Origin of the sequence: Mycoplasmopsis ciconiae (genome assembly GCF_036350065.1) — a bacterium.
GTDB classification, from domain to species: Bacteria; Bacillota_I; Bacilli_A; order Mycoplasmatales; family Metamycoplasmataceae; genus Mycoplasmopsis; species Mycoplasmopsis ciconiae.
In genome coordinates this window covers 76757-102431 of record NZ_JAZDWZ010000003.1, presented here as the reverse complement: position 1 = coordinate 102431, position 25675 = coordinate 76757, and the positions used below count along the sequence as shown (strand labels likewise).

At 27.0% G+C, this 25675-nt stretch carries 5 protein-coding genes; 2 read left to right on the top strand and 3 right to left on the bottom strand.

The annotated features are described in order from the left end of the window. Positions 1-10: 10 nt before the first annotated feature. The gene (locus V2E24_RS01370; protein WP_330500639.1) at positions 11-955 is read right to left on the bottom strand and encodes a LacI family DNA-binding transcriptional regulator; all 945 of its coding nucleotides are present in this window, start codon (positions 953-955) and stop codon (positions 11-13) included. A gap of 364 nt (positions 956-1319) precedes the next feature. Here V2E24_RS01370 and V2E24_RS01365 point away from each other — a divergent pair, with 364 nt between their 5' ends. Then, positions 1320-4613 (top strand): AAA domain-containing protein, encoded by a 3294-nt coding sequence (locus tag V2E24_RS01365; RefSeq protein WP_330500638.1) that lies wholly within the window; start codon positions 1320-1322, stop codon positions 4611-4613. 45 nt (positions 4614-4658) lie between these two features. Here V2E24_RS01365 and V2E24_RS01360 read toward each other — a convergent pair whose 3' ends face one another. Next, positions 4659-8615 carry a transglutaminase domain-containing protein gene (locus V2E24_RS01360; RefSeq protein ID WP_330500637.1) on the bottom strand — a complete coding sequence of 1319 codons (3957 nt, stop codon included), beginning with the start codon at positions 8613-8615 and terminating at the stop codon, positions 4659-4661. A gap of 305 nt (positions 8616-8920) precedes the next feature. Between V2E24_RS01360 and V2E24_RS01355 the strand changes: the two genes are divergently transcribed. Then, complete coding sequence (locus V2E24_RS01355; protein WP_330500636.1) at positions 8921-10006, top strand: M42 family metallopeptidase; 1086 nt, start codon at positions 8921-8923, stop codon at positions 10004-10006. Positions 10007-10300: 294 nt separating this feature from the next. On the opposite strand, the gene V2E24_RS01350 is transcribed toward V2E24_RS01355, so the two are convergent. Then, a complete protein-coding gene (locus tag V2E24_RS01350) occupies positions 10301-25357 on the bottom strand; it encodes a hypothetical protein (protein ID WP_330500635.1) in 15057 nt (5018 codons plus the stop codon). Between the last annotated feature and the right edge of the window lie 318 nt (positions 25358-25675).

Here is a 25675-nt window from a genome sequence, read left to right as displayed (position 1 = left end):
TAAATAGTGCTTAAGTAATAATTCTTGTTTTAATTAATTTTGATTTTAAAACAAAATCGGCATTTTTTGCTCAAATAATATTTTCAATTTCTAATCCAATATTTGGATAATCAACAAAGACCTTAGCTTTGTATGTTCTTATATAATCATAAACTGATTGATAACCTATATCAGTTAAACGTAGTGATTTATCTCCTAAAACATTAAGTGAAATGAAAATTTCGTGAGTTGAACAAACGATGTTGCTGAATCCATTTTTACGTGTGTAACGGTTAAATTCATTAACACCATTTTTACTTTTTCCATGTAGTTCGTAAATTTCGTATTCAATTCCTAACTCATTACATGCGTTGATAAAACCATCACGACGATCTTTAACTTGAGTTGAATTTAATTTTGTATCAACAACGAATAACATTTTTTCGTTATCGATAATTGTTTGGTGAAAGGCTTTTGTTAATTGATAAAAAGCGTTATATTCGTCAATTTTAATTCAGTTTAAACCTAAAACTTCGTGACCATAAACAACAATTGTTGTGTCTTCAATAGTTCTTAAGAAATTGAATAATTCTTCATCATATTCAGGCACAAATAAAACAATTGAAGTAGGTCTTCAACTTAAAACATATCTAATTGTGTCAATATATTCTTTGGTTGTAGTTTCGGTAAAAGTTGTATTAACTTTTTTGTTGTGAATTTTAGCTGATTGAACAATCCCGTTGGCAATAGACATATAGATACCTTGAGGTCATTCAGGGATAATTACAAACACAGAATTATCTCTTCCTCTAATTAATCTAGCTCCATGATTTGGGTAATATTCAAATTGCTGAACAACTTGTTCGATTTTCTCCTTTGTCTTTTTTGAAACATAACCATTATTATAGTAACGGCTAACGGTAGAAATAGAAACATTTGCTATTTTTGATATATCTTTATAAGAAATTGTCTTCATGTTTTAATGTTATCAAATTGAGTGTAAATTTTTCATAAAAACTGAAAAAAATTTTCATTTTTATATTTTAAAAACGAGTTTAAAATACAAATTTAGCCATTTAGAAACAAAATGTTTTGTTTTGAGTTATCTTTTGAGGACGAAATTGGTTTTTTGGTTTTAACAAGATTTAATCTAACAAAATTTTAAAGTTAGCGTTAAATAAAACAGCAAAAATCATAATTTATTAGAAGGTAAAAATAACTTGTGTTTTTATTGGTGAATTTTAAGAAATTAAAATATATATTTACAATTTTTTTAATAATTTTTTCGTTTTAAATATAATTTAAATGTATATTTTTGAAGTAACTAAAAAAGGAGAAAAATGGCTAAAACTACTGTGATTAATAATAATTATTCAAGATATGAACAACTTGAAAAAGTCAACAAAAGTAAGCATAAAAAACTAGTTAACAATTTGCTTGATATTCGTCCGCAAGGGGATAATGCGATTTTTTATCATATTTCGAAAATAAATCAAGATTTATCGAAAATAGTTAAAAAACAAGAGTTAAATGAAATATTTAATAAAAGTGATTTTAGAGTAGAAATTTCAAGTAATTTCACAGATACACAAATCCAAAAACTTTACTCAGTAAAAACTTTAGAAGAGTTTAGTCAATGAGCTAAAGATTCTAATTTTAAACCATCTGCTAAGATGGAAAAAGACTTAACAAGATCTTTTGCTAATAATATTTCTGAAGTAATTGACAAAATATCTTCTAAACATAATAACTTTTTAAAAGAGTGAAAATTCAACATTAACAAGATTCAAGAAATTTACGCTGAAACTGGTGTTTGACCTTTATATGTTGGTACATACTTTTTAAAAGTTTCTCGTGGTGAAAGTGCTGTAAATGCACCTTTACTTCTTAAAGCAGTAGATTTAAGTATAAATGATGGAAAAATCATTTTAACTTCTCGTGACTCATCAGTTATCATAAACGAAAAGCTTAAATATACTTTAGATGCTAGCTTTCAAATTAAAATTCCTGAACTTAGAATTAAAGATGAATCTTCTTTAAAAGAAGTTGTAAATGACTTACGTGTTAAGATGGATGGTAAATTAGTTGATGACTTAGCTAATGAAATTAATTTAACACTGCCATACAAAGAATTACAAAGAGAAGATGTAACAAACTCAACTTTAAATTTATGTGAAGGAATGGTTTTAACTTTAACCCATCCTATAGGTACAAAACTTAGAGAAGCCTTAACAAGTTTAATTATCAATGACCAAATTGATAATATTATCAAAACAGATAATTTTGAAAACTATAACGCCTCAGTTTCTAAGGATTTAGTAGAAAAATCAAAAATTGTTAGGGTAGCCCAAAGTGATATCACTCAAGAAAAAGCTATCATTGGTGCCTTAAAAAGTTCATGTGTAATTGTGGGTCCTCCAGGAACTGGAAAAAGTCAAACTATTGCTAATATTTTAGTCAACGTTCTTAAAAACAACAAAAAAGCCTTATTTATTTCTCAAAAGAAAGTAGCTTTAGATGTTGTTTTAAAGAGAATGGGTAAATATTCTGACTTAGTTTTCCAATTTAATGAATCATCAAAAGCTAATAAATTTGAAAAAGGTTATTTTTACGAACCTATTAAACGTTTTTACCAACAAATTTTAGACTTAGATATCACAAAAGATATTCCGAAAGTTCCTGAAAAATTCTTAAGTAACATTGAATATGAATATCACGATGCTAAAAATGATTTAGGAGTTATTCTCAATCAAGATTTAGATGCATTTTTTAGAATTAAAAAATCAATTAACATCGATGAGAAAAAAGATAAAATCTCTAAAGTTTTAAAATATTTGAATGATTTTAGAATTAAAAGTGACTTACTTAAAATTCTAAATAAATGAAGCGAACTTAAAGGTAAAGTCTCTTCAACAAAAATGCGTAAGCGTGTAGCTAAAGAATTAAAATACTTTTTACCTGAACAAGATAATTACGAAACAATTAAAAAGAATTTAAAATTCTACGATTCTAAAAAATACGATAAGAAATTTATCAGAGACTACAAAAACGCCAAAAAAATTAAAAAATACATGGACAAAGAATTACCAGGAGTTTATGTTGAAGATTTAATTAGAATGGGTACAATTATGAAATTAAACTCATTCTTAGATTTTGATGAAATAGAAAGTCAATATAAGTTATTTGTTGACAATAGAAATGTTTCAAACGTAACTAAGGAACAACTAGAAACATTATATTTAGAAGTTGCTCGCAGATCTAAAAATAATCTAAGCACTTACGTTTCGGAAGTAGCTGATGGGGAATTACTTTTAAATACTTTCTTAGGTAAAGTTCAAAGAGGTTTAGTTTCACCGCAATCATTAATTTACGAATACAAAGATTTAATCAAACGTGTTTACAATGTTTTTGTTGGTACACCTGAAATTTTAAGTAATTTCGTTGATTTTAATCTTGAGAAATATGATTATGTAATTTTTGATGAATCCTCACAAATTTTTATCGAAAAAGCTCTACCTTATTTATCAATATCTAAAAACTTTATTATCGCTGGTGATCCACAGCAAATGCAACCAACTAACTGATTTAACAAAAGAGATGAAAGTGATGATATTTACACAAATGATGAAGTTGTTTCTCTTTTAGATTGAGCTTCAAATTACAATATTCCAAAATATTATTTAGAAATGAATTATAGAAGTAACGCTTCTGAGCTTATTTTATTCTCTTCTAAAGAGTTTTACGAATCAAAACTTAAAGGAATTGACCGTTACAACTTTGATACAGGTAAATCCTTTGAAGTTTATGATGTAAATGGTAAGTGAAAAGACAACAAAAACACAATTGAAGCTGAATTTGTTGTTGATTTAGCTGAGAAAAATTTAGATCAACACGAATCTATGATTATTTTAGCTTTTAATAGAAAACAGCAAGATTGCATTAGAGAAATTATTTCTTTAAGATCGCCTAAACTTTATCAAGCTTTAGAAAATAAAGTGATTTTAAGAAATTTAGAAAATATTCAAGGGGACGAAGCTGACATTGTTATCTGTAGTGTAGGATACACTAAAGAAGCAACACTTAGCAGTACATATATAGGAACCAAAGGTGGAAGAAACGCCTTAAATGTTGCTATCACCCGTGCCAAAAGTAAAATGATCGTGGTTAAATCACTAAAAGCAGAAGATTTGTTAATCGATTCATCTTCAAGCTTAAATATTCAAACCTTCAAAAGATGATTAGAATTTTTAGAATTACCTTTATTAGAACAAAAATCTTACACTTCAGTTGACAAATCAACACTAATGCACTCTACTTCTTATTTTGAATTAGATGTGTTAAATTGATTAAAAACTTTATCATTTAATCAAGAGTTTAAACTAAAAACAAATTATAGAATTGGTTCATATACAATTGATATTGCGATTTTAAGTTTAGATAATAAATTCTTAGTTGGAATCTCTTTAGATGATACAGGCGAAAATTCTTCAATTAATGAAATGTTAGAAGTAAGATTAAAAGATGATTTTATTTTATCTAAAGACTATCCAATTTATAGAATCAGTAACTTCAGATTCAGAGAAGAAAAAAATGCTATTAATCGTTACTTAAGTATGATTATTAACCGTTATTAAAACTAAAAAACACGCTTATGCGTGTTTTTTTTGGTTTAAATATTCTTAAGAAGTCTTTAAAAATGTTGTAGGCAGACCAGCGTATGTTACGCCACTAGGATTTTGGTATTTTCAAATTGTAGCAATGTATGAATTTGGATCTAATCTATAGTTGTCTGTTAATCACTTATCATCTCTGCGCATAAATGTTTTTTTAATATCAAATTCAAATGACTCATATCCTGTTCCATCTCTTTCGGAATTATCAGCATTAGTTAAATCAAATACTAATCACTCACCATCCACCAATGCCTCGTTATACGCGTGACCTCCGTCAGCTACAAGTGATTCGAAATTTTTAGAAGAGTCATTTTCTAAAACTGTTGCACCTATTTGTCTTACTGGAATATCTAAAAGTGATAAAGCCATACTAAAATTAGCTGTATATCCCATACATTGAATTTCACGACTGGCTGTAAAAATACTAAAAGGTGTACTTATTGAATAACCTTCATAATTGTATGAACGCTCAATATCTAAATAATAAACATTTGTTGTGATATAAAAAATAACTGCTTCAATTTTTTGTCTAACACTTCAGTTTTTGTCAATAATTTTTTCTAAAACTTTTTTTCATTCGTCTTTTCATTTGTAGAAAAATTCACTAAAGTTATTGTTTTGGTTAAATTCTTTAACATTTTTGTGATAATTAACTTTATCATTTATTACTCTGTAAAAGTAATTTGAAGTATTTTGGTAAATATCATCCAATGCTACATAATCACTAGCGTAAACATATTTTTTATTATTATTTTCGTCATAATACCATCTATATTCGTAATTTTCAAATCTATCAATTGTTTTTTTGTATAAATATTGATTACTGATACTAAAATCACTTAAAAATTGTGGTTTTTCAAAAATAAGTTCATTTCATATATTGGATTGGTAAAATCCATAATAATCTTTTTGATCATTTGAAACAGTCGGATTATATTTTTCGTATGCCTTGAAATCCAAATTTTTAATTGGTAATGAACTACTAAAGTAGTTTTTGTTAGGGTTATCCTTAATAAATCTGGTTCCGATATTTTCCTTATATTCAAATTCAGCTTGTGAATCATACATCTCAAATGGTGTTTCAAAGTTTTTATAAATAGGTTTATCGTATTTACCACTAAAGTTTTCAATATATGACAATTCATCATACTCATTATACTTATCTCAAGGGTTTTTATATTGAACATTTACATCAGAAGCAGGTTTTTTTCTTCATGAATCAGCGTAATTAAAGTAATTTTCTAATGTAAAACTTGAGTCATCATTTTGTATAAAAGCAAGTGATTCGTTTTTATATTCGGGGTTATATTTATCTAATTCTTTGTTAGGGATAAAATCACCTGTAGCTCTAACAAAGTGAAACCCTTCAACGTGATCAATATACTCCTTAAGCTGCGGATTATTTTTGAATTTGTTAGTTTGATTAAATAACTCTAAATTTTGCTCATCTATAGGTTGAATCGCGTTTTGAGGATCAACAATAACCCATTTATATTTTTTGTAGAAATTAATGTATGAAACCAATGTAGTTAAATCTATATTTTTTAAAACAAAAGTTTTTTTGGCGAAGTATTTAGTAGGTTTTAAACTAATTGAATCATTATCATCAACACCTCACTGGAAAATTACATTTTCAGTGTTATTTTTTTCTAGATTTTCGATAAAGAACTCAATTCTTTTTTCTACTTGTCTATACATTCCGCTGCGTTGTTGAAAATGTTTCAAGATATTTTTTAAGTCATTTATTAAGTAGCGTTTTTCAATTTTTGAAAAAATTGTTTTTATATCATAACCTAATATAGTTTCGACATATTTGTAGGCGTTAGAACTTCTGAAGTTAAAGTCTTTTTGCTCAAGCGCATCATCAAAAACATTATCATCGTTAATAATGCTATCTAAAAGTTCTTCATCTAAGTTATCACCAAACCAATTAATAAAATTATTTTTAATTTGTTTGACATTAGTTTTTAAACTTTCTTTTTGAATATCTAAATATGTACTAAAGTTATTTAAATGTTTTAGATAAAAAAGTTCATCAAAAGCTAAAGTCATAAATGATTCATAAATTTGATAATTATTTTCTTTTAAATTATTTAAATATGTAAAGTCAAACATTTTTGTTTGATTGGATTTTAAATCGTTCAAAACTAACAAGTGTTTATTAAAATAAATATTGTTAAGAGCATAATCAACATTTTCATCAAGCAAAATCTTTAGGTTTGTCGCTAAAGAATCTTTAAAAAATACTTTAGATATTTCTTCTTTTATTTCTTTATCCTTAACTCCTTGCAAGAATATATTATTTCTGTAGTACTTGTAAATACTTAAATTACTCTCTTTTATTTTTTGAACAACATTTGGGTCATTATTTAAATATGCATTTATAAATAGATCTAAATTTTTAGAATTGTGTATTTTAACTAAACTTAAGTAAAAATCAATAACATAAAGTTCTTTGTCGTTATAAAGATTCTTAAATTCTTGTAATTTTTGCGCAGGAATAGAAACAAAACCATAAGAATCGTTTAATTCTTTTACAATAGATGGATTTTTATAAATTGGTTGATTATAGATCTTGCCATTATTTATATACGCTTCTAACTTTTGAGTGTTAGCTGGTGAATCATTATTTAATAATCTAATAATTTCGTGTTCAAGGTCGTAATTAGGAATGAAAGATTTAACGTTTAAATTATCAAATTTATTGAATAAATAAAAGAATTTATCGTGTATTTTTTCAACATCCAATGAATACAAAATATATCTATAAAGGTTATTGTTACTTGCAACTCATTGTTTATGTTTGAAGTATTCAAATGATTCGTGATATTTTTGCGAAAAGACTTGCTTGCTACTTTGGTGTTTTTCCTCATTTGTTGCAGAATAATCAGAAGACAATTCTATATCCAATTCAACATTTTCTAAATTTAAATCTTTTAACTGAGAATATAGAATTTCAAAATATTCACTATTAATTAATTCTTGTATTTGGGCTGTGCTATATTTGTTTGCGAGACTATTAAATACAAATTCTTCGATTAATTCTCTTTTAGTTTTGGTGATTGCTGGATTTAGTGTAATTGAAGGAATAACGACTTTAGCTTGCTCTTGATTATCTAAATTATTTTGAGTACTTGAATCTTCCAAAGTAACTTCTTGATTTGAATTATTAGTATCATTTTCATTAGAAATTTCATTTTCTATATTTGTATGATTTTCTGATAAATCAGAAGTCTCTAGGGTTTGTGTGTTTTGATCAGGTGTTAAGGTTACTTCTATATTTGTTTGAGAATTTTTTACTTCAGAAGTATCATTTTGATTAACTTCAGATAAATTTTCTTCATTTGAACTATTTTGTGTTTGTGATTGATCGGTATTTTGTGTGTTTGTGTTGTTGTTAGAGTGATTTTCATCTTTAGATTCGAGCTTTTCTTGAGTTTGGGTTTGCTCATCATAATTAGTTTGAGTTGGATTTTGAGTTGATTGGGTTTCTTCAAATTTAGATTCATTTCCATTTGGTTTGGAATTTTGGTGATCTGGTGTTGAATTAGAGGTTAAATCACTATTATTCTCTATATTACTGTCACTATTTTGTGTTTCAAAAGATTCAGAGATTTCTGAATTTTGTGTTTCTTTTAATTCTTGTGTTGGTTTATCTGAATTTTGTACTTCTTCAGCGTCAGTTGATATCGAACTTTCATTTTCTATATTTTGATTTGTATCTTTATTTTCTTTTGGATTAGAATTTTCTAATTTATTCTCATTTTTATAATTTTCTTTATCGTTAACTTTATCATCTAATTTAATAACGGGTTTGCTAGCTAATATTTCAGCTTCTTTTTCTTTTAAAGTCGGTTCTTCTGGTTTTTCTTTTGGATCACCTAAAAATAAGCTACATGAGCTAGCTAATATAGAAGTGGAACTTACAAGTAATGTACCAATAGCACGAAATTTCTTTTTCATATTGTCCTTATAAAAGTTAAATTAAATATATTTAATTTATACACTTTAATTTTCGTTTTTTTCACACAAACACAAAAAAATTATTTTTTAAGCTAAAAAAATTAAGAAAAAGTCTTTTTTTAGTTTTTTTGCTGCTTTTTTAGAAAGTCAAAAACATTTTTTATTGCGTTTTTAAATAAGTGTGCGTTGTTGAATAATTTCACTTTTAAGAACTTAAGTGATTTTTATCTAATATCGTTTTTAAAAAACAATTAAAAGTTTAAAATTTATATATAAATTATTAGACAAAAATACAAAGAGGTATTATGGAAAAATATTCAAAAATTTATGAAGTATTAGATCAATATATGAATATTGAAGCTATGAGTAGATATGAAGATCCCGTTGTAGAAGCTATTAAACAAAATGTAGATTTAAGCAACTTTGAAGTTTCAAGAGATAAGTTAGGAAGTTTGATTTTACACAAAAAATCAAAAGTTGCTAACGCTCCTAAGGTTATGATTGCTGCACATATGGACGAAGTTGGGTATTTAGTTAGAATTATCAAAGAAAATGGTAATTTATTAGTCTCACCCGTAGGTGGAGTGTGACCTAGTGTTGTTATAGGTACAAAAGCTAAAGTTGTCACAAACAAAGACAATAAAGAATTTGTTGGAGTATTTGGACACACTTCAATTCATATTTTAGAAAGAGAAAAAGTACAAAAAGCAATCACAAATCAAGAATTATACGTAGATTTAGGATTTAATTCAGACAAAGAAGTTAAAGAACATGGTATTGAAATTGGTGATAGAGTATATTTAAGTGGTGAAACTATCAAAATGCCTAACAATTTAGTTGGTGGTAAGGCTATGGATAATAGAGCTGGTGTTACAGCAATTACTTTTATTGCTAACAACGTTAAAGATTTAGATTTACCTGTTGATTTATATATAGTAGGTACAGTTCAAGAAGAAGTAGGAACTAGAGGAGCCAAAACAAGTGTTGGTTTAATTAATCCTGATGTAGCTTTTGCTGTTGATACAGGAGCTAGTCACGACACAAGCGGATGTATCAGCGGAACACCTGTTTTAGGTAAAGGTGTGGCTGTTTTAGTAAAAGATAGCGGAACTTTAATGGATCCTTTATTAGTTGAAAAACTTATGCAAATTTCACGTGAAAATAACATTCCTGCATACAAATACATAGCCGAAGGTGGTGGAACTGATGCAGCTGAATTGCAATTTGTGCCTGGAGGAGCTGCAACTATTTGTTTAAGCATACCTCAAAGATATTTACACTCACCTATTGGTGTTGCAAGTTTAGTAGATATTGAAGCCACAATTAATTTAATGACAGAATTTGTTAAAACTTTTACTAAACAAGACTACGAACAAATCAAATACAAATAATCACTAAAGCAAGAGTTATTCTTGCTTTTTTGTTTTATTTAATAGATTGAAGGATAGATTTTAAATTTAACAGCTTAGTGTAAAGGTGGTAAATGTTGGGTTAATGTTTGTAATAAATTTAACAAAAATGACGAATACATCTTATTTGTAGGGTTTTTCGTTTTTTTAGCCTTTTAGAACTTGGAAACTGACCAAAAAATCCCTAACTTGGAAATTTAGGATTTTGCGTTTAGGGAGTTATTACAAAGCAATCAAACAAAAAAACAAGCGAAAATTCGCTTGTTTTTTGGTTTTTTAGTTTTGTTGTTCTTCTTCATCTTCTTTTTTGCGTTTAGCTAAAATAATGAATCATCAGATTAACAATCCTGTAGGTATAGTTAATAATAACAATAATAATCATCAATAATTTACATCACTAACAATTGGTAATGAAGCGATGATTGCACTTTTAATAACTGTAGGCAAGTCATATTTGTCTAATTCTTCAAGAATTTTATCTTTTTCTTTAGTTGTTATTGATTCTTTTGAAAATTCTTCAAAAGCTTTGGTGTTGTCAATTGCTTCCTTGATTGTATTAAAGATATCTTCTTTTGTTTTATCAATAATTTCTTGATATTTATCTGCGTCTTTATTGATAATAGCATCAGTTATATCTTTATATTTGTTAGCCTCATCAATTAAATTATTAGCTTTGTCATTAATTTTGTTTGCGACATCATTTAATTTATCTTCGCTTGTTTGTTTAATTGAATTTTCTAATTCATTTATAGCGTCAATTAAGTTTTGTTTAACTTCGTCAAATTTTTCGTCGCTAACATCAGTATTTTTAAATTCTTCTAAAGCATCATTTAATTTATCTGTTTTGTCTAAAGTTTCAAGTAAGTTATTAGCTTCTTCTTTAAATTTATCTTTAGACTCATCACTAATTTGCTCTAGTAACTCTTTTGTTTGATTTACATCATTTTCATTGTAGTTATTGTTTAAATTATCTAATTTTTCAACAACTTGATTCATTAAATCATTTGTGTGGTTATTAGCGTTAGCGTTTTTGATAATATCGTTAGCTTGATTAATTGAATTTTGTAAGTCATTTTCAAAATCAAGATTATTAAGTTGATCTTTAAAGTCTTGTTTTTCTTGTTCGCTCAATGACTCTAAATTATCGATTACATCAGTGTATAAATCTTTAACTTTGTTTTTAATTTCTGAGTTAAATCTATCTACTTCATCTTTGTTTCAATTTGCGTTTGGCTTATTAACATAAGTGAATCCGTCAAATTTATCTTCAGGTGAAACTTTATTATTGTTTAAGTTATCAATAATTTCAAGAGCGTTTTTAATTTGCTCTTTGATTTTATCTGAAGCGTTTAAATTATCTAAATCAATCTTAGAAACTATATCTTTAGTTTCGCTTAATTTTAGCATTGATTCATCTAATTCTTTAGCTTGTGTAATTACATTGTCTGTGTTTGTGTGTGGCTCATTTACAAATGGCTCAACTAAGTTATTATCATCATATACACTATTAATAATTTCTTGTTTTACAAATTCTTTTTGATCTGTGTTTAAGTGGTTTAAGTCATTTAAGGTTGTGTTTATAATGTTTTGTTTAGTTTGATCTAACTCTTTAGCTTTATTGTAAATAGGTTCAATATCATCAATATAAGGAGCGTTTTTAATTTGCTCTTTAAATGAATCTTTTTCAAGTTGAGAAAGATTGTTTAACTGATCAATTTTGTCACTAAAAATTTGTGCTGAGTTATCTCTGTTTTCTTTAATATTTTGTTTTAGCGCTTGATCTAATTTATCTAAAGCTTCTTGAATTTCTTCTTTAGAAGCGTTAGGTTTGTTTAAGACTTCATTAGCAAAATCAATCGCATTAATTAAATCTTGATTTTTTGGATTTAATTCATTAGCTTCAACAACTTTAAGTGCTAAATTATTTTTGTTTATAGCGTCATTTAATAACTCAAACATCTTAATGTAATCAAGATATTTTTGAAGTTCTTCTTTAGCTACTAATTCTTTGGCTTCTTTTAAAGCTTGAGTTAATTGTTGTGAAAATTCACTTAAGTTTTCTGTAGTTTTAATTAAGTTAATTAAATTATTTTTAGCTTCAACAATAATATCTTCACTAGCTTGGTTAGCATCTTTTAAGTTTTGTGTTTGCGCATCAATAACATCTTTAGAGATATTTGGATCTTGCGGATTTCTTCTGTAGTTATTGATAATATTTAGTGCTTTTTGAGTTTGAGTGTTTAAGTTTTGTTTTACACTTAAAGCATCAGTTTGAGTAGTAGGGTTAAGTAAATTATCTCAATATCTAGATTTATTATATTGGTTGATTAAATCATTCAAGTTTAACTCAACTGTTAATCTTACAATTTCATCCTTAATTTCTTGATTTGTTGAGTCAGGATTTTTTACAACATTTTGTGCAGCAAAAATCTCTTGACTTAATTCAACACTAGGATCTAAAACATTATTTGCCTTGTTTATAAGGTTAATTAACTCGTTTCTGTCTTTAATTAATTGCAATTTAGCAGCTTGCTCATCATAAATATTTTGAGCGTTAACATCTTTTTTAATTAAAGGATCATTTAAGATTTGTTCAGATTGATCAATTGCATTTTGATATTCTTGGCTTCTTGGGAAATCATCCTTAGTTGAATCAAATACATTTTGTAAGTTATTAGATTTGATTCTATAGTCTGTATTTTCAATAGCCTCTTCTAACTGAGCGTTAGTTGTTGTGCTGGTGTCTTTGTTTTGAGGAGTGATTAATAATTGTTTATCGTCTTCTAAAGCTTGTGTTAAATCTTGAGAAGGATTCTGTATTTGAGTAACTTGATTAATTAAGTTTTCAAGTTTTTGGTTATTAATATATTTGTTTAGATCTACTTTTTGATCTATTAACTCTTTAATTGTTTGAGCGTTTTCATAAGTGTTTTCAGATAAAGCAATTGAATCTTCTAGTAATTGAGTTTTTGGTTCAACTTCTTTAGCTTCGTTAATTTTGTTTAATAACAATTCTTTAGCTTGATTAAATGATTTTATAGCTATTTCAATTTGTGCATTTAATTTCTCAGCTTCAGCATTGTATTCGACTGCATTGTGCGCTGAGTTAATAAATTCTTGCGCTTCATTTAAAACATCTTGCAATTCTTTTTGTTTTTGTTTATCTTCAGCAGTATCTGAATCAATTTTAGGCAATCAATGACTAGCTTCATTTATTGCGTTAAGTAATTTTTCTTTATTGATTTGGTTTGTAATATTATCTAAAGCTTTTTCTAAGTCAACAATTGAATTATTTTGATAATCAGGATTATCTAGCAATTCATTTGTTTGTGAAATAGCTTGTTTTAAATCGTCAGATATTTCATTAAACACACGATCTGGGTCACTAATTTGTAAGTCAAAATTCTCAGCTGTTGTAACTTTATTAATTAAGTTTTGTTTGATATTTTGCTTAATTTGATTTTGATATTGATCTAAATTAGAATTAATTGCATTTTGTAATGCATTTGTGTTGTCAACAGTAGAAATTGTAACGTTTTCAATATTTTGCAACACATTAGCTAAAGTATCTTCTAAATTAGTACTTTTATCTGGTAAGTTATTTGCAAATTCGACTGTGTTATTGAATTGATTATCATCATTTAAAGCTTGTTTAAGTTTTTGGTAATAATCTAATAACTGATGTGCATCATAATCTTGAATGTCTTGAGCTAAAAGATTATTAATAGTTACTGATTTTACACTTAAGTTATTAGCTTGCTCTTTAAGTTGATTAATTCAAGAATTTAGTGTTTGTTTATTTTGAGAATCGCTAGCAGTGTTATTAGTATCTTGAGTTGCTGCTTGCGCGTCAAAATTGTTTTGTAACTCTTTTAATTTAGCGTTATTGTTTAAATCTTCTTGGCTAATAGGAGCGTTTAAAAGATCTTTAGAAGCTTGAATTTGAGACTCGTATGTTTGTTTTTGAGTGTTTAACTCTTGTGTTAAATCACTTATGTTTTGGTTAATTGAACTTTGTTGTTGTTCTAGATTACTTAATTTTTCTTGTAAGTTTTTAAGTTGTTGTTTTAAGGTTTCTTTAGAGTCAACTAAATTATTTAAGTATTGAGTTAAGTTAGTGTTTAAGTTGTTTGGATTTTGGTTTGTAGCTTGTTGTGCTGCTGAAATTTCTTGATTGTATTTTTCAATTAAATCACTAACAAAAGCTATTTGTTCATTTGTTTTTTGAATTTGATTTTGTACAAGTGAATTTCTGTTGTTATTTTCATCAATTAAACTTTCAATCATCTGAACAATAGTCTCAGAATCTTTAATACTTTTGGCTAATTTATCTTTTGAGATATTCATTAATAATTGATCTCTTAAGATTTTAACTTCTTCAACACTTAAAGGTGTATTTTCAAGATTTTCTAAAGCGTTATCCACTTTTGTGATTGTTTGAGTTAAATCTTCAATAGGGTTGTTTATACTTTTAGCTTTTTCTAAAACTTGTTTTAATTCAGCTAAATTAAGATCTAAGTTTTGCTTATCAAGTTCAAATTTACTAATTCCATTATTTTCGCTTGTAGCGTTTGTAATTAGAGTTTGAGAGTCTTTAAATTCTTGCAATAATTGCTCATTTAAAGCCGGCTTATCTGAAGAAGGGTCATTGTTTGTGTTGTAATTTTGTTCAATATTAGCAACACTTTCTCTTAAAGCATCTAAAGCTTTTTGTTTAGCGTTTTTGTCCGCTTCAATAGCTTTGTCTAACTCTTGTTTAATTTCAATTGGAGTTTTGTTATTAAAGTTATATTGTTGTTTTTCTTCTTCGGTTAAACTTCTTAAATTATCTAAAGTATTTTGTGCTTCATCTTTAGCTTTTTGAACTACTTGCTGGTAAAGTTCATTTAAAGCGTTAATATTTTGGTTTTCAGGCGCATCTACTTTATTTAATTCAGTTGTTTTGTCGGCAATATTTGATCCGTTAATTTGATCTTTAATGTATTGTTTTAACTCATCTAAAGCTTGTGAGTTTATTGGGTTAATATTATTAAACGCATTATCAACATCAATTTTTTGTGAATTTTGTGGATCTAATAACTGATCTAATTTGTCGTTTAACACTTGCTCAAAAGTATTTTGGCTTTCAGTGTCATTAACTTTATCTAATTCAGAGTTGTTAATTGAATCTTTAATTGCGTTAATTGAATTTTTAACTTCTTGTTCAAAATTAACCTTAACTTCATCAATGTTTTGAGCTGAATTAATGTGTTCTATTGCATTATTTGAGTAATCAGCATCATTAGAGATTAAGTTATTTATCTTCTTAATTTCTTCTATAGCTTTAGCTTTGGCGTTAGCTAATTCTTGATCATTTAAATTGTTAGCTTCTTCAAGAATTTCATTAATTTGATCAATTGTATTGATGTTTTGTTGTGTATCACTAGCATCTTTAACTTTTTGGATTAATTCATCTTTTTGTTCTTTAGATAAGTTAGTTAAATCATTTATAGTTTGTTGAGCTTCATTTTTAGCTTGTTCAACTAATTTATCATAAATTTCATTAATCTTGTCAATTGTATTAGCTTGATCAAAGTGATTTGTTGTTTTAAATTCTTCTTTGTTTGCAATATTAGATTTTTCAATTAATGTATTTAAATTATCTTTAGCTTTTTGCACTTGGTTGTCAAAAATATTTTCAAGATCACTTAATTTATTTTGACTGTTTGCATTTGTGTTAAATTCTTGTTTTTCTTGTTGATTAAGTGTTTTAGCTTTAGATATTTCATTATTTGCGTTTGTTTTAGCTATATCTAATGCTTGAGTGAATTGATTTTTAATATCTTCATTTAAAGTATCTTTGTTAGTTAAATCAATAATGTTATTGATATATTCTTCTTTATTTTCTTGACTTAAAAGTGTATCACTTACATTTGCTATGTCATTTAAATCTTCTAATTTAGCGGGATCAAATTTAACAATAATTGGATCAACTTTTGTTGAGTCATTAACTACTAATGTGTTTTTATCATTAATAAGTTCTTTAGTTGTGTAAGCTTGATTTTTTACATCATTAATTAAATTATTTGTATGCGCTAAATCAGCTTTAGCTTGATCAATTTTACTTTGAATAAACTCATTTAACTTTTGGTTAGGGTTAGGCTGTGAATCTGGCATTTCAAAAGCGTTTAAATTATTGTTTAGTTGCTGACTTTGCTCAATTAATTTACCTAAATTATCATCTAACTCTTGTGCTTTAGCAACAACTTCATTTGATTCTTGAATTGAAGGTTGCTCTAATGCTAATTGCTTAATTGAATCTTTATTGTTTAAGTGGTGAATATTATCTAGATTTACAGTAAAATTATCACCATTTAATGCATTATAAGCATCAATTAAAGCTTGAATGTTAGCTTGAACTTCTTGAGCTGTTTCAAGATTTTTGTTTGTTTTAAGCATTTGTGAAGATTCAAGTGCGCTGTCAAATGTAGCCTTTAAAGCATCATCGGCTAATTTGTATTTTTGAGTATCTTTGACATTAGGGTCTGTGTATTGATTTATTTGGTTGTTTAATCTTGTGTAAGCATCATTTAAATTAGTTGCATTTGTTTGGTTTTGTTCAATAGCTGGATTAGAAGTAGCCTTAAGTGCAACATCTACAAATTTATCAACCAATGTTTGGTTTTGTGAAACTTCACTTAAGTTTTGAATATTGATAATACTTGTAGCTTTATTTTTAATTAAATTAACTGCATCATTATTTACATCTAATTTTTCAATCTCACTAGTTAAAGTAGTTTTAGCAGCTTGATTTTTATCATTGATTTTGTTAACTTCGTCTCTGGCTTGTTTCATTAAATCATTTAAGCTAGAAGCGTTATTGTTAATGTTTTGAGCCGCTTGAGTGTAAGACTCTTGAGAAGTGTTTTTATCTAAATTAATGATTTGATTTTCAAAATTGTCTTTTTGAGGTAGTGATAAATATTCATATTGATTCAATTGAATAATATTGTCAATTTTTCTAATTACATCTTCAACACTTTCAACATCATTTGCGTCATTAATTAATTGTGTAAGTTTTGAATTTTGTTCTTCATTAATTAAGGCTGTTGAGTTTGTAGGTTGATAAATTTCTCTAAGTTTGTCAAACGCTTGTTTTTTGATGTCATTTAAATCTTTGTAGTTTTTAACGATATCATTTAAAATTTGCGCAATATTTTTGTTTTGTGCTGTTGTGTTTTTAATGTTATTTGAATTTGCAACAGTAGCATCAATAGCATCTTTAAAGTTTTGAATTTGTGTTGTTGTTAAACTTGTAAAATCATTAGCTAATTCTTTAGCTTTTTGTTTGATATCGTTTAATACATCATTATATCTTTGATTTGAAACAACGACATTTGTAGGTTGATTTGGTGTATTAAAAATATTTTTAATAGCGTTTTTATCTACAGATTCTTTTAAGAAGTTTACATTATCTACTAAAGTGTCAGCATTAGTTTGAATTTGTTGCATTGAATCATTAAATGCGCCGTTCATTTGTGTAGCTTTAGTTACACTTTGATCTTTATAAGCGTCTTTTAATGTTTGTTTTTGCTCAGGTGTTAGTGAAGTGATTTTATCTACTTCAGTATTTAAAACATTTTTAGCTGTAGCTAGAGTTTGACTAATAACCTCGTTTATTGTTTGTGAAGTAGCTTGTTCAATTTTATCTATTTCACCTTGCGGAAGCTCTTGATTTACTAATTGGTAAATAGCTTTTAAGTTTTCAATAGCTTCAGTTTTTTGGCTTAAAATTTTAGCCGCTTCTAATTGTTCATTAATTTGATCGATAGTTTCAGCAGCAGTTACTTTATCTTTAAAATCTTGTTTTTGACTTTCATTTAGATTATTTAAGTCACTAATAGTATTATTAGCTTCATTTTTAGCTTGAGAAATTAATTGATCATAAATATCATTAATTTTCTTAATTGTATTAGCGCCATTAAAGTCATGTTGCGCTTTAAAGCCTTCTTTGTCAGCTAAATTAGATTTATCAATTAAATTACCTAAATTAGTTTTAGCTTGTTGAACTTTAGCATCAAAAACACTTTGAAGTGAATTTAAATCACTTTGTTGTGTTGCTTGTGTGTTAAAGTCTTGTTTTTGTTGTTCATCAAGTGTTTTGGCTGTAGCTATATCTGCTTTAGCGTTATTTGTAGCACTAGTTAAAGCTTCAGTAGCTTTAGTTCTAATATCTTCACTTAAAGTAGAAGGATTTTGTAAGTCTAAAATACCATTAACAAATTGAGTTTTTTGCTCAGGTGTTAATAATATATCTGAAACATTAACAATTTGGTTTAAATCATTTAATTTTTCAGAACTAAATTTAGTTACTAATGGATCTACTTTAGTAGTTTCAGAATTTACAAGTTCGTTATTAGTATTAAATAAATTTTTATTGTTATATTCAGCATCTTTAACAGTATTAATAACATTTGTAGCTGCTTGGTTAGCACTTGTTGCTTTAGCTAATTCACTTGAGATAAGATCTGAAAGTTTTGGATTGTTGTTTGTGTTAAAACTATTTAAATTATTTGTTAAAGCTTGGTTTTTATCAATTAAAGCACCTAAATCACGATCTAATTTTTCAGCAATAGTTATTATTTGTTGTGATTCTTCGATTGATTGTTGTTCTTTAGATAACTTGGCAATAGAGTCTTTGTTAGTTAAGTATTTAATATTACTTAAATCAGGTCTAAATCCATCACCATTTAACGCTTCATATGCACTAATAAGAGCTTGAAGGTTTTGTTGTACTTGTTGAGCATCATTAACTGTTTTATTTGTGTTAAGTAATTTAGAAGCGTTAAAAGCACTATCAAAAGCATCTTTTAAGTTTTGGTCAGCTAATTTGTACTTTTGAGTTTCTGTAACATTTGAAGTAGTATATTCTTGTATTTTGTTGTTTAAAGCAATATAAGCATCATTTAAATTAGTTGCATTGCTTTGATTTTGAGTTACAGCGTTTGTGTCGTTAGCATTAACAGCTATATCTACAAAGTGATTAATTAATTCTTGTTTTTGTGAGATAGGATTTAATTTTTGAATTTGTGCAATACTTGTAGCTTTATCTTTAACTAAATTTACAGCTGCTGTATCTATACCTAAAGTACTTAATTTGTTATTTAACGAATCTTTAGCATTTGAATTAGCATCGTTGATTTCAGCGATTTTATCTTTAGTTTGTTTCATTAAATCATTTAAGCTTGAAGCGTTTGAATTAATGCTTGCAAATGCATCATTGTAAGATTGTGCACTATCTTTTTTAGTTAAATTGATAATTTGATCTTCGTATGCATTTTTTTGTGGTACTGAAAGATGTTCGTAGTTATTTATAGTTACAATACTATCCATTTTTCTAATAACATCTTCAACACTAGCTACATCATTAGCTTGATCAATTAAGGCTCTTAATTGATCATGTTGTTGCTTAGATAATTTAGATGTATTTATATTATTAGAATCATATAAAGTAACTAATTTATCAATTGCTTGTTTTTTAATATCGTTTAAAGCTTTATAACGTTTAACAATATCATTTAAAGTTTTGGCGATGTTTGAAGCGTTACTATTAGAAACATCTACATTAGTTGAGTTTACATTTACAGCGGTTATTTCTTGTTTAAAGCTTCCTCTTTGATCTGCTGTTAAACTTGTAAAAGTATCACCTAAAGCTTGTAGTTTTTCTTTAACATTACTTAAAACATTGTTATATCTTTGTTCTGAGATAACTACATTAGCTGGCGCTTTTGTAGTTTGGTTTTCTTGGTTAAAGATATCTTTAATATTTTGTTTATTTAAAGATGTATCTAAAAAATCAACTTGATCTACTAAAGCGTTGGCGCTGCTTTGAATTTGGCTTTGAGCGTTATTAAACGCTTGCTGCATTTGTGTTGCAGTTGTTATATTTTCAGAGGCGTAAGATTGTTTTAAGGTTTGTTTTTGGTTTTGTGTTAAAGTATTTAATTTATCAATTTCTCTTGTTAATACACCTTTAGCTGTATTAAGTGTTTGAGTTATTACATTAGCAATTGTATCTGCATTTGCAGTTTGTATCTTGTTAATTTCCTCTTCTGGAGCTAATTGATTTACTAATTGGTATATTGCTTTTAGATTATTTATCGCTTGTGTTTTTTGATTTAGTGCTTTAGCATCTTCAATTAACTTATTAATTGCATCAACACTATCAGCTTGATTTACTTTAGCTTCAAAATCTCTTTTTTCTTGATCAGATAAATTCTCTAATGAATTAATTGTTTTGTTTGCTTCACTTCTAGCTTGTTCAATTAATTTATCGTAAATATCGTTAATTTTTTGAATTGTGTCAGCTTGATCAAACTTATTATCTGTTTTAAATTTATTTTTGTCAGCTATATTAGATTTTTCAATTAAAGTACCTAAATTATTTCTAGCTAATGTAACAGCATTTTCGTAAGTGGTTTTTGTCGCACTTAAAGAATTTACACTGTTATTAGAGATGTTAGTGTTGAATGTTTCTTTTTCAGAATTATTTAAAGTTTTGGCGTTTTGTATTTGTGCTTTGGCATTAGTTTTAGCTGCGTTTGTAGCATTAGTCATTTGCGCAGCCATATCATTTGCTAATGTATTTGCGTTGTTTAAATTAATAATATTAGAAATATACTCAGTTTTCTTGTCATTAGGTAAAAGAATATCTGGGTAAGTTGCAATTTCATTCAAGTTAGGTAATTTAGTCGGAGACAACTGTGTTATTAGTGGAGTTAACTCACTAGCTTTAGCTGTGGTTGTGTTATTGTTTTGTGTTATTTGTTCTAAAGAAGTGTAATTAGCTGCGGAGTTATTATTATATGTTTGGTTAGCAGAGTTAAGTTTTTCTTTAGCTGAAGTAATTTGTTGTTGAATATATGGAGCTAAAGCAGTGTTGTTAGTTTCAAAAGCGTTTATATTAGCTTGTAAGTCGTTAGCTTTTTGTTTAAGATTACCTAAACTTGTGTCTAAGGTTTTAGCATTAGTTACTATCTGGTTTGCTTTAGTTCTTGAATCTTGTGCTTTAGCTAGTGTGTCGATTGAAGTTTTGTTTGTTATATGTTGGAATTGAGATAAATCAACACTGAAATTATCACCGTTTAACGCATTATAAGCTCTTTCAAGGGCTGAAGTAATAGCGTTAACTTCACTTGAATTATTTTTGTTTTTGGTTGTGTTTAAAGTTTGAGCATCATTTAAAGCTCTATCATAAGCTTGCTTAAGTAACTCATCAGCTAATTTGTATTTAGCTGTTTGTTTAACATCAGGATTTGTATATTGTTGAATTTTATCATTTAAGTTTTTATATGCTGTATTTAAGTCGTTAAATGAATTATACACCTCGTTTAATTTATTAGTTAATGTCGCTACATTAGTAGAATCTAAATTAATTGCTTGTACTTGTGAAGCAAAGCTTGATTGTTGAGTAGATGATAAATGAGTAAATGTAGATGATAATTCTTTTTCTTTTGTTTTAACAGCTTCTAAAACTTTTAAGAAGTTTTGAGCTGAAACAACAACATTTTGTGGTTCTCCGGATTTATTAAACTCATTTTTTAAGTTTGTTTTAATTTGTGAATCACTAATAAAAGTTAAACCATTTACTAAATTATCAGAAGCGCTCTTGATTTCTTGCATTGCTGTATTAAACGCTTGTTGCATTTGTGAAGCTTCTTTTATAGTTACGGGTTTATAAGTGTTTTTAAGTTTATCTTTTTGTGTAGTATTTAGAGAATTAATTTTATCTATTTCAGTATTTAATGTAACTTTAGCTGTTGCTATAGCCTCAGTTATAACTTGATCTATATTGGTTGAATTAGCATTATTAATTTTATCTTTTTCTAATTGCGGAATTTCTTGATTTACCAATTGGTAAATTGCGTTAATATCGCTAATTGCTTTATCTTTTTTAGCTTTTAGTGATTTTTCTTGTTCAATTAAAGGATCAAATTTTTTGATTGCTTCTTCAAGTTTTTGTTTAAGTGATTCAAATGTTTCGTTTTGAGCTGGTAATGTAGCTGTTGTTAGTGGTGTTGAAGAATCGATTAATTCTTTAAGAGCACTACCTTGCCCTGGATTTCACTTATTAGCTTCGTTAATTTTTTCGACTAATTGTCTTTGTAACGCTTCTATTATAGGTTTATTAGTTTTACCATCTAAATTATCATAAGCGTTTGTAGCGGCCGTTGTTTTAGAACTAATTTGAGTGATAATATTATCTATTTCGTCTTTATTTAAAGAATTAGGGTGTGAATAGCTCTGAAGTTGTTGTAATTCATTATTTAATACATTAACGGAATTATTAAACACAGACTTTCTTTCGCTTGTTGAATATCCATACCTTATTATATCTTCAGATGTTATTTGTGAAGGTAATTGTTGGTTATTTGTTGGTAAATAATTTTTTAGTAAAACATATTTGTCTGACAACAACTTCGAATTATTATATTGATTATTTAAATTTTGAGCACTTTCTAAAATAGCTTGAGCAGATTGATAATTTTCTGAATTTATAATACCTGTTTTAATAGCGTTTTTTAGGTTTGTATTTAAATTATTTAGCTGATCAACTTGAGACATTAATGATTTTAAGTTTTCGATTCCGTTAAGTTGATTTCTAGAAGAGATGTAATCACTATTAGAAGTATTTAAAGCATCAAAAACAGATTGATCAATATATTCAGTTGAATTATTTCTTTGAATAGGTGTATTTGGAATTGAATTATTTAAAGAATCTGTTTTTTGGTCAAAATCTTCTTTGTTTGAATTTGATGAAAATTTATAATTTAGACTTTTTTGTAAATTCAGATTGCTATCCGAATTCTGAATTAAATCTTGGAAACTATTTAAATTTAATTCAGAAACAGGATTTTTATAAATAGATGCATCAGCGATATTATTCTCTGTGGTTTTATATATATTGTTTAAGTTAAAAATGTCTTGATATCATTTAGGAATATTTTCTGTTTCATAGTGAGAATTTGTTCAGTCATTTTTTATAACGTTAGAAAGCTCTTCTAATTTAACAGGATAATTTTTAATTATATTTTTTGATAAATTAAGTTGTTCTGAATTAGGGTTTTCGATTAGCGTATTTTGATATATTGAAGTCAGTAAAACTTCTTTTCTAATACCTTTATCTGTTAAATTAATATTTAATGTTAGTTTATTAGATGCATTATGTATTTTTAAAAAGAAATTTGTCTGTGAATATACGTTACCTTGATTAGGGTTAGTGAACAGTGCTTTTAATTCGTTTTCGCTAGGCTGTGAATTGCTATAAGATTCTCTAGAAACATTAAAAAACGGTTTGTACTTATCATCGAATTCACCTGATCCATCAACCCTCTTTCAATATGCGTTTGGGTCGTTATCATTAGTTGTCAAACCTCTTTTAATTCCTAAATATCTGTAATTATAATTTATTTCGCTGAATAAATTAGTATCTCTAGGACTTTTAATAATTAAAAAAGATTGCTTTGTTCCGTTATTATTTTTAACAAAAACACTTAAATCCATTTGAGGTACAAAAGAAGGGTATGATTCAATATTTTCATTTTTATTAAACGGGTTTTTATAAGTATATTTGTTATTTTTAATTTTGAAATCAACTTCTCTAGGTTGTTCAACACTTATTTTTCTAGCAGGAACACTTTTAAAGTCCCATCTTAAGAAACTAGCTTCTTTTTGTGGTTCAATACTTCTGTATTCTGTATTGTTTTGTCAAATTTTCGCGTTACCTTTATCGTTTTTAGGGAAGTACGTATAAGCGCCTACATATGAACCCCTCTTTATGTCTTCGGGTCATATTCAATTGAAGGGTGATCTGTTTCTTCTTGTTAAAAACTTAATTTTTATTGTAGGGATAGTGAATTGTCATTTTGTTACATCATAATCTCAATTATTAAGAGGCCCTAATCCAATTTGACCTGTTAGAGCATGTCCGGCCGTTTGTAAAAGCGAAGTATCTCCGTCAAAATTTTGAATTTGTGATGAATTTCTATTCAGACTGTTCAAAACCAAATCATTTGTACTATTATTTGTAGGTATACCTAAATTTTTCAAAAATAATTGTTTAAATTCATTTTGTGTTTTGGTTCCGCCATTAGGATTTGCTGTAGTAAAAAAATTAAGTTTATTTAAGTAAACACCTCCTTCTATTTGATTTCCATATTCTATTATACCTCTTTTAAATAATGGCATCTTTTGATCACTGTTTATATAATCAATATCAAAAGGCGTGGTAAGAGACTGGTTTATTCTTACTGATTCAGCGTTAGAACTAATAGAAGTAGAGAGTAAATTATTAGCATTATAATTTTGAGAACCAGAAAGGTTGTACCCTATTTTTTCATTTTTAAGGTATCAAGGATTGTTTTGAGGATAATCTACAGCGGTTTTATTAGCAAATCAAATGATCTTACCTTCTCTATTTTGATAATTTTCTGGATTCCTAAAACTTTCTGAAATACCTCAATTACTTTGTTTTATATTATAATCAAATTCCATAATTAAACTATTTGGAACTATTTCCATATCTTGACTTATAACAATCCCAAAATTCATATTATTAGGAATAAATCCAGGTATATCAGAATCAGAAGACCCATAACTATTAACGCTATTTGTGTTAAATTTTACATATGCAGAACTATTTAATTCAACTTCTCATTGTTGTGAAGTAGGGTCGAACACATTAGGAAGAAATTTACCTCAATAGTATTGAGGTGTGTTTGTTTGTGGTTGTGGAACAGGGTAAGGAATAATTGGCTTTTTATTTTGATCAGGCAGTTTTTTATTTCTTTCCACTTGCATTTGATAAAAATTTTCTTTATCTCTTAATCATTTTTCGTACAAAGTTTTACTTGAATAAACTTTAACAGACGAATCAATTGATTTATCAAATGAACCGTTATTAGCATTTAAATAAGTGTTTTTTTGATTTGTCAAAAAATCGGAGTTTCCAGAAGGAATTCATATTCTTCTTGGATCTCCATTAGGATATGTTGTCTGATAGCTAGAAGCTAATCCCTTGGCATCATAATATTCGGCTCCCTGTAAAAACCAATTAAACCTTTGATATGATACGTTGTGTGAATGTTGTTCTTTATCTTCATGATTATTTAAATTAAGAGGAGTTGTAGGAACATCAATAGGAACTCATGTTCTATCAAAATCTTCCTGGGCTGCCCCTTCAGAAGATCCATTATTAGAAATAGTTAAAATTGAAGCGATACTCAAAGAAGGTGATAATAAAATACCAGCCTTTATGATTGGCTTCATTTTTTTAAAAAATTGTTTTTTATTCATAATAATTACCTATTTTTTATCTTTTCTATTACAACTATGTTGTAATGCATTTATTTTATCAATATTATTGAAAATAAAAAACCGTTCTTGTGTAGTGATTTTATTCACTAAACCAGAAAACAAAAAAAGTTAAAAAAATGAGAATATTCCACTTTATTTATAATTTTTACGCTAAAAAAAAAAAAAAACGCGTTTTTTTATTTTTTTCGTGGGCTTTGGGTTGGTTTTTTTATTTGTTGGTCTTTATTTTTTTTCATCTCTTAAAATATTTTTTTATTAATTAAATCTTTAATAAAGATAATTTAAGATTTTGCCTGT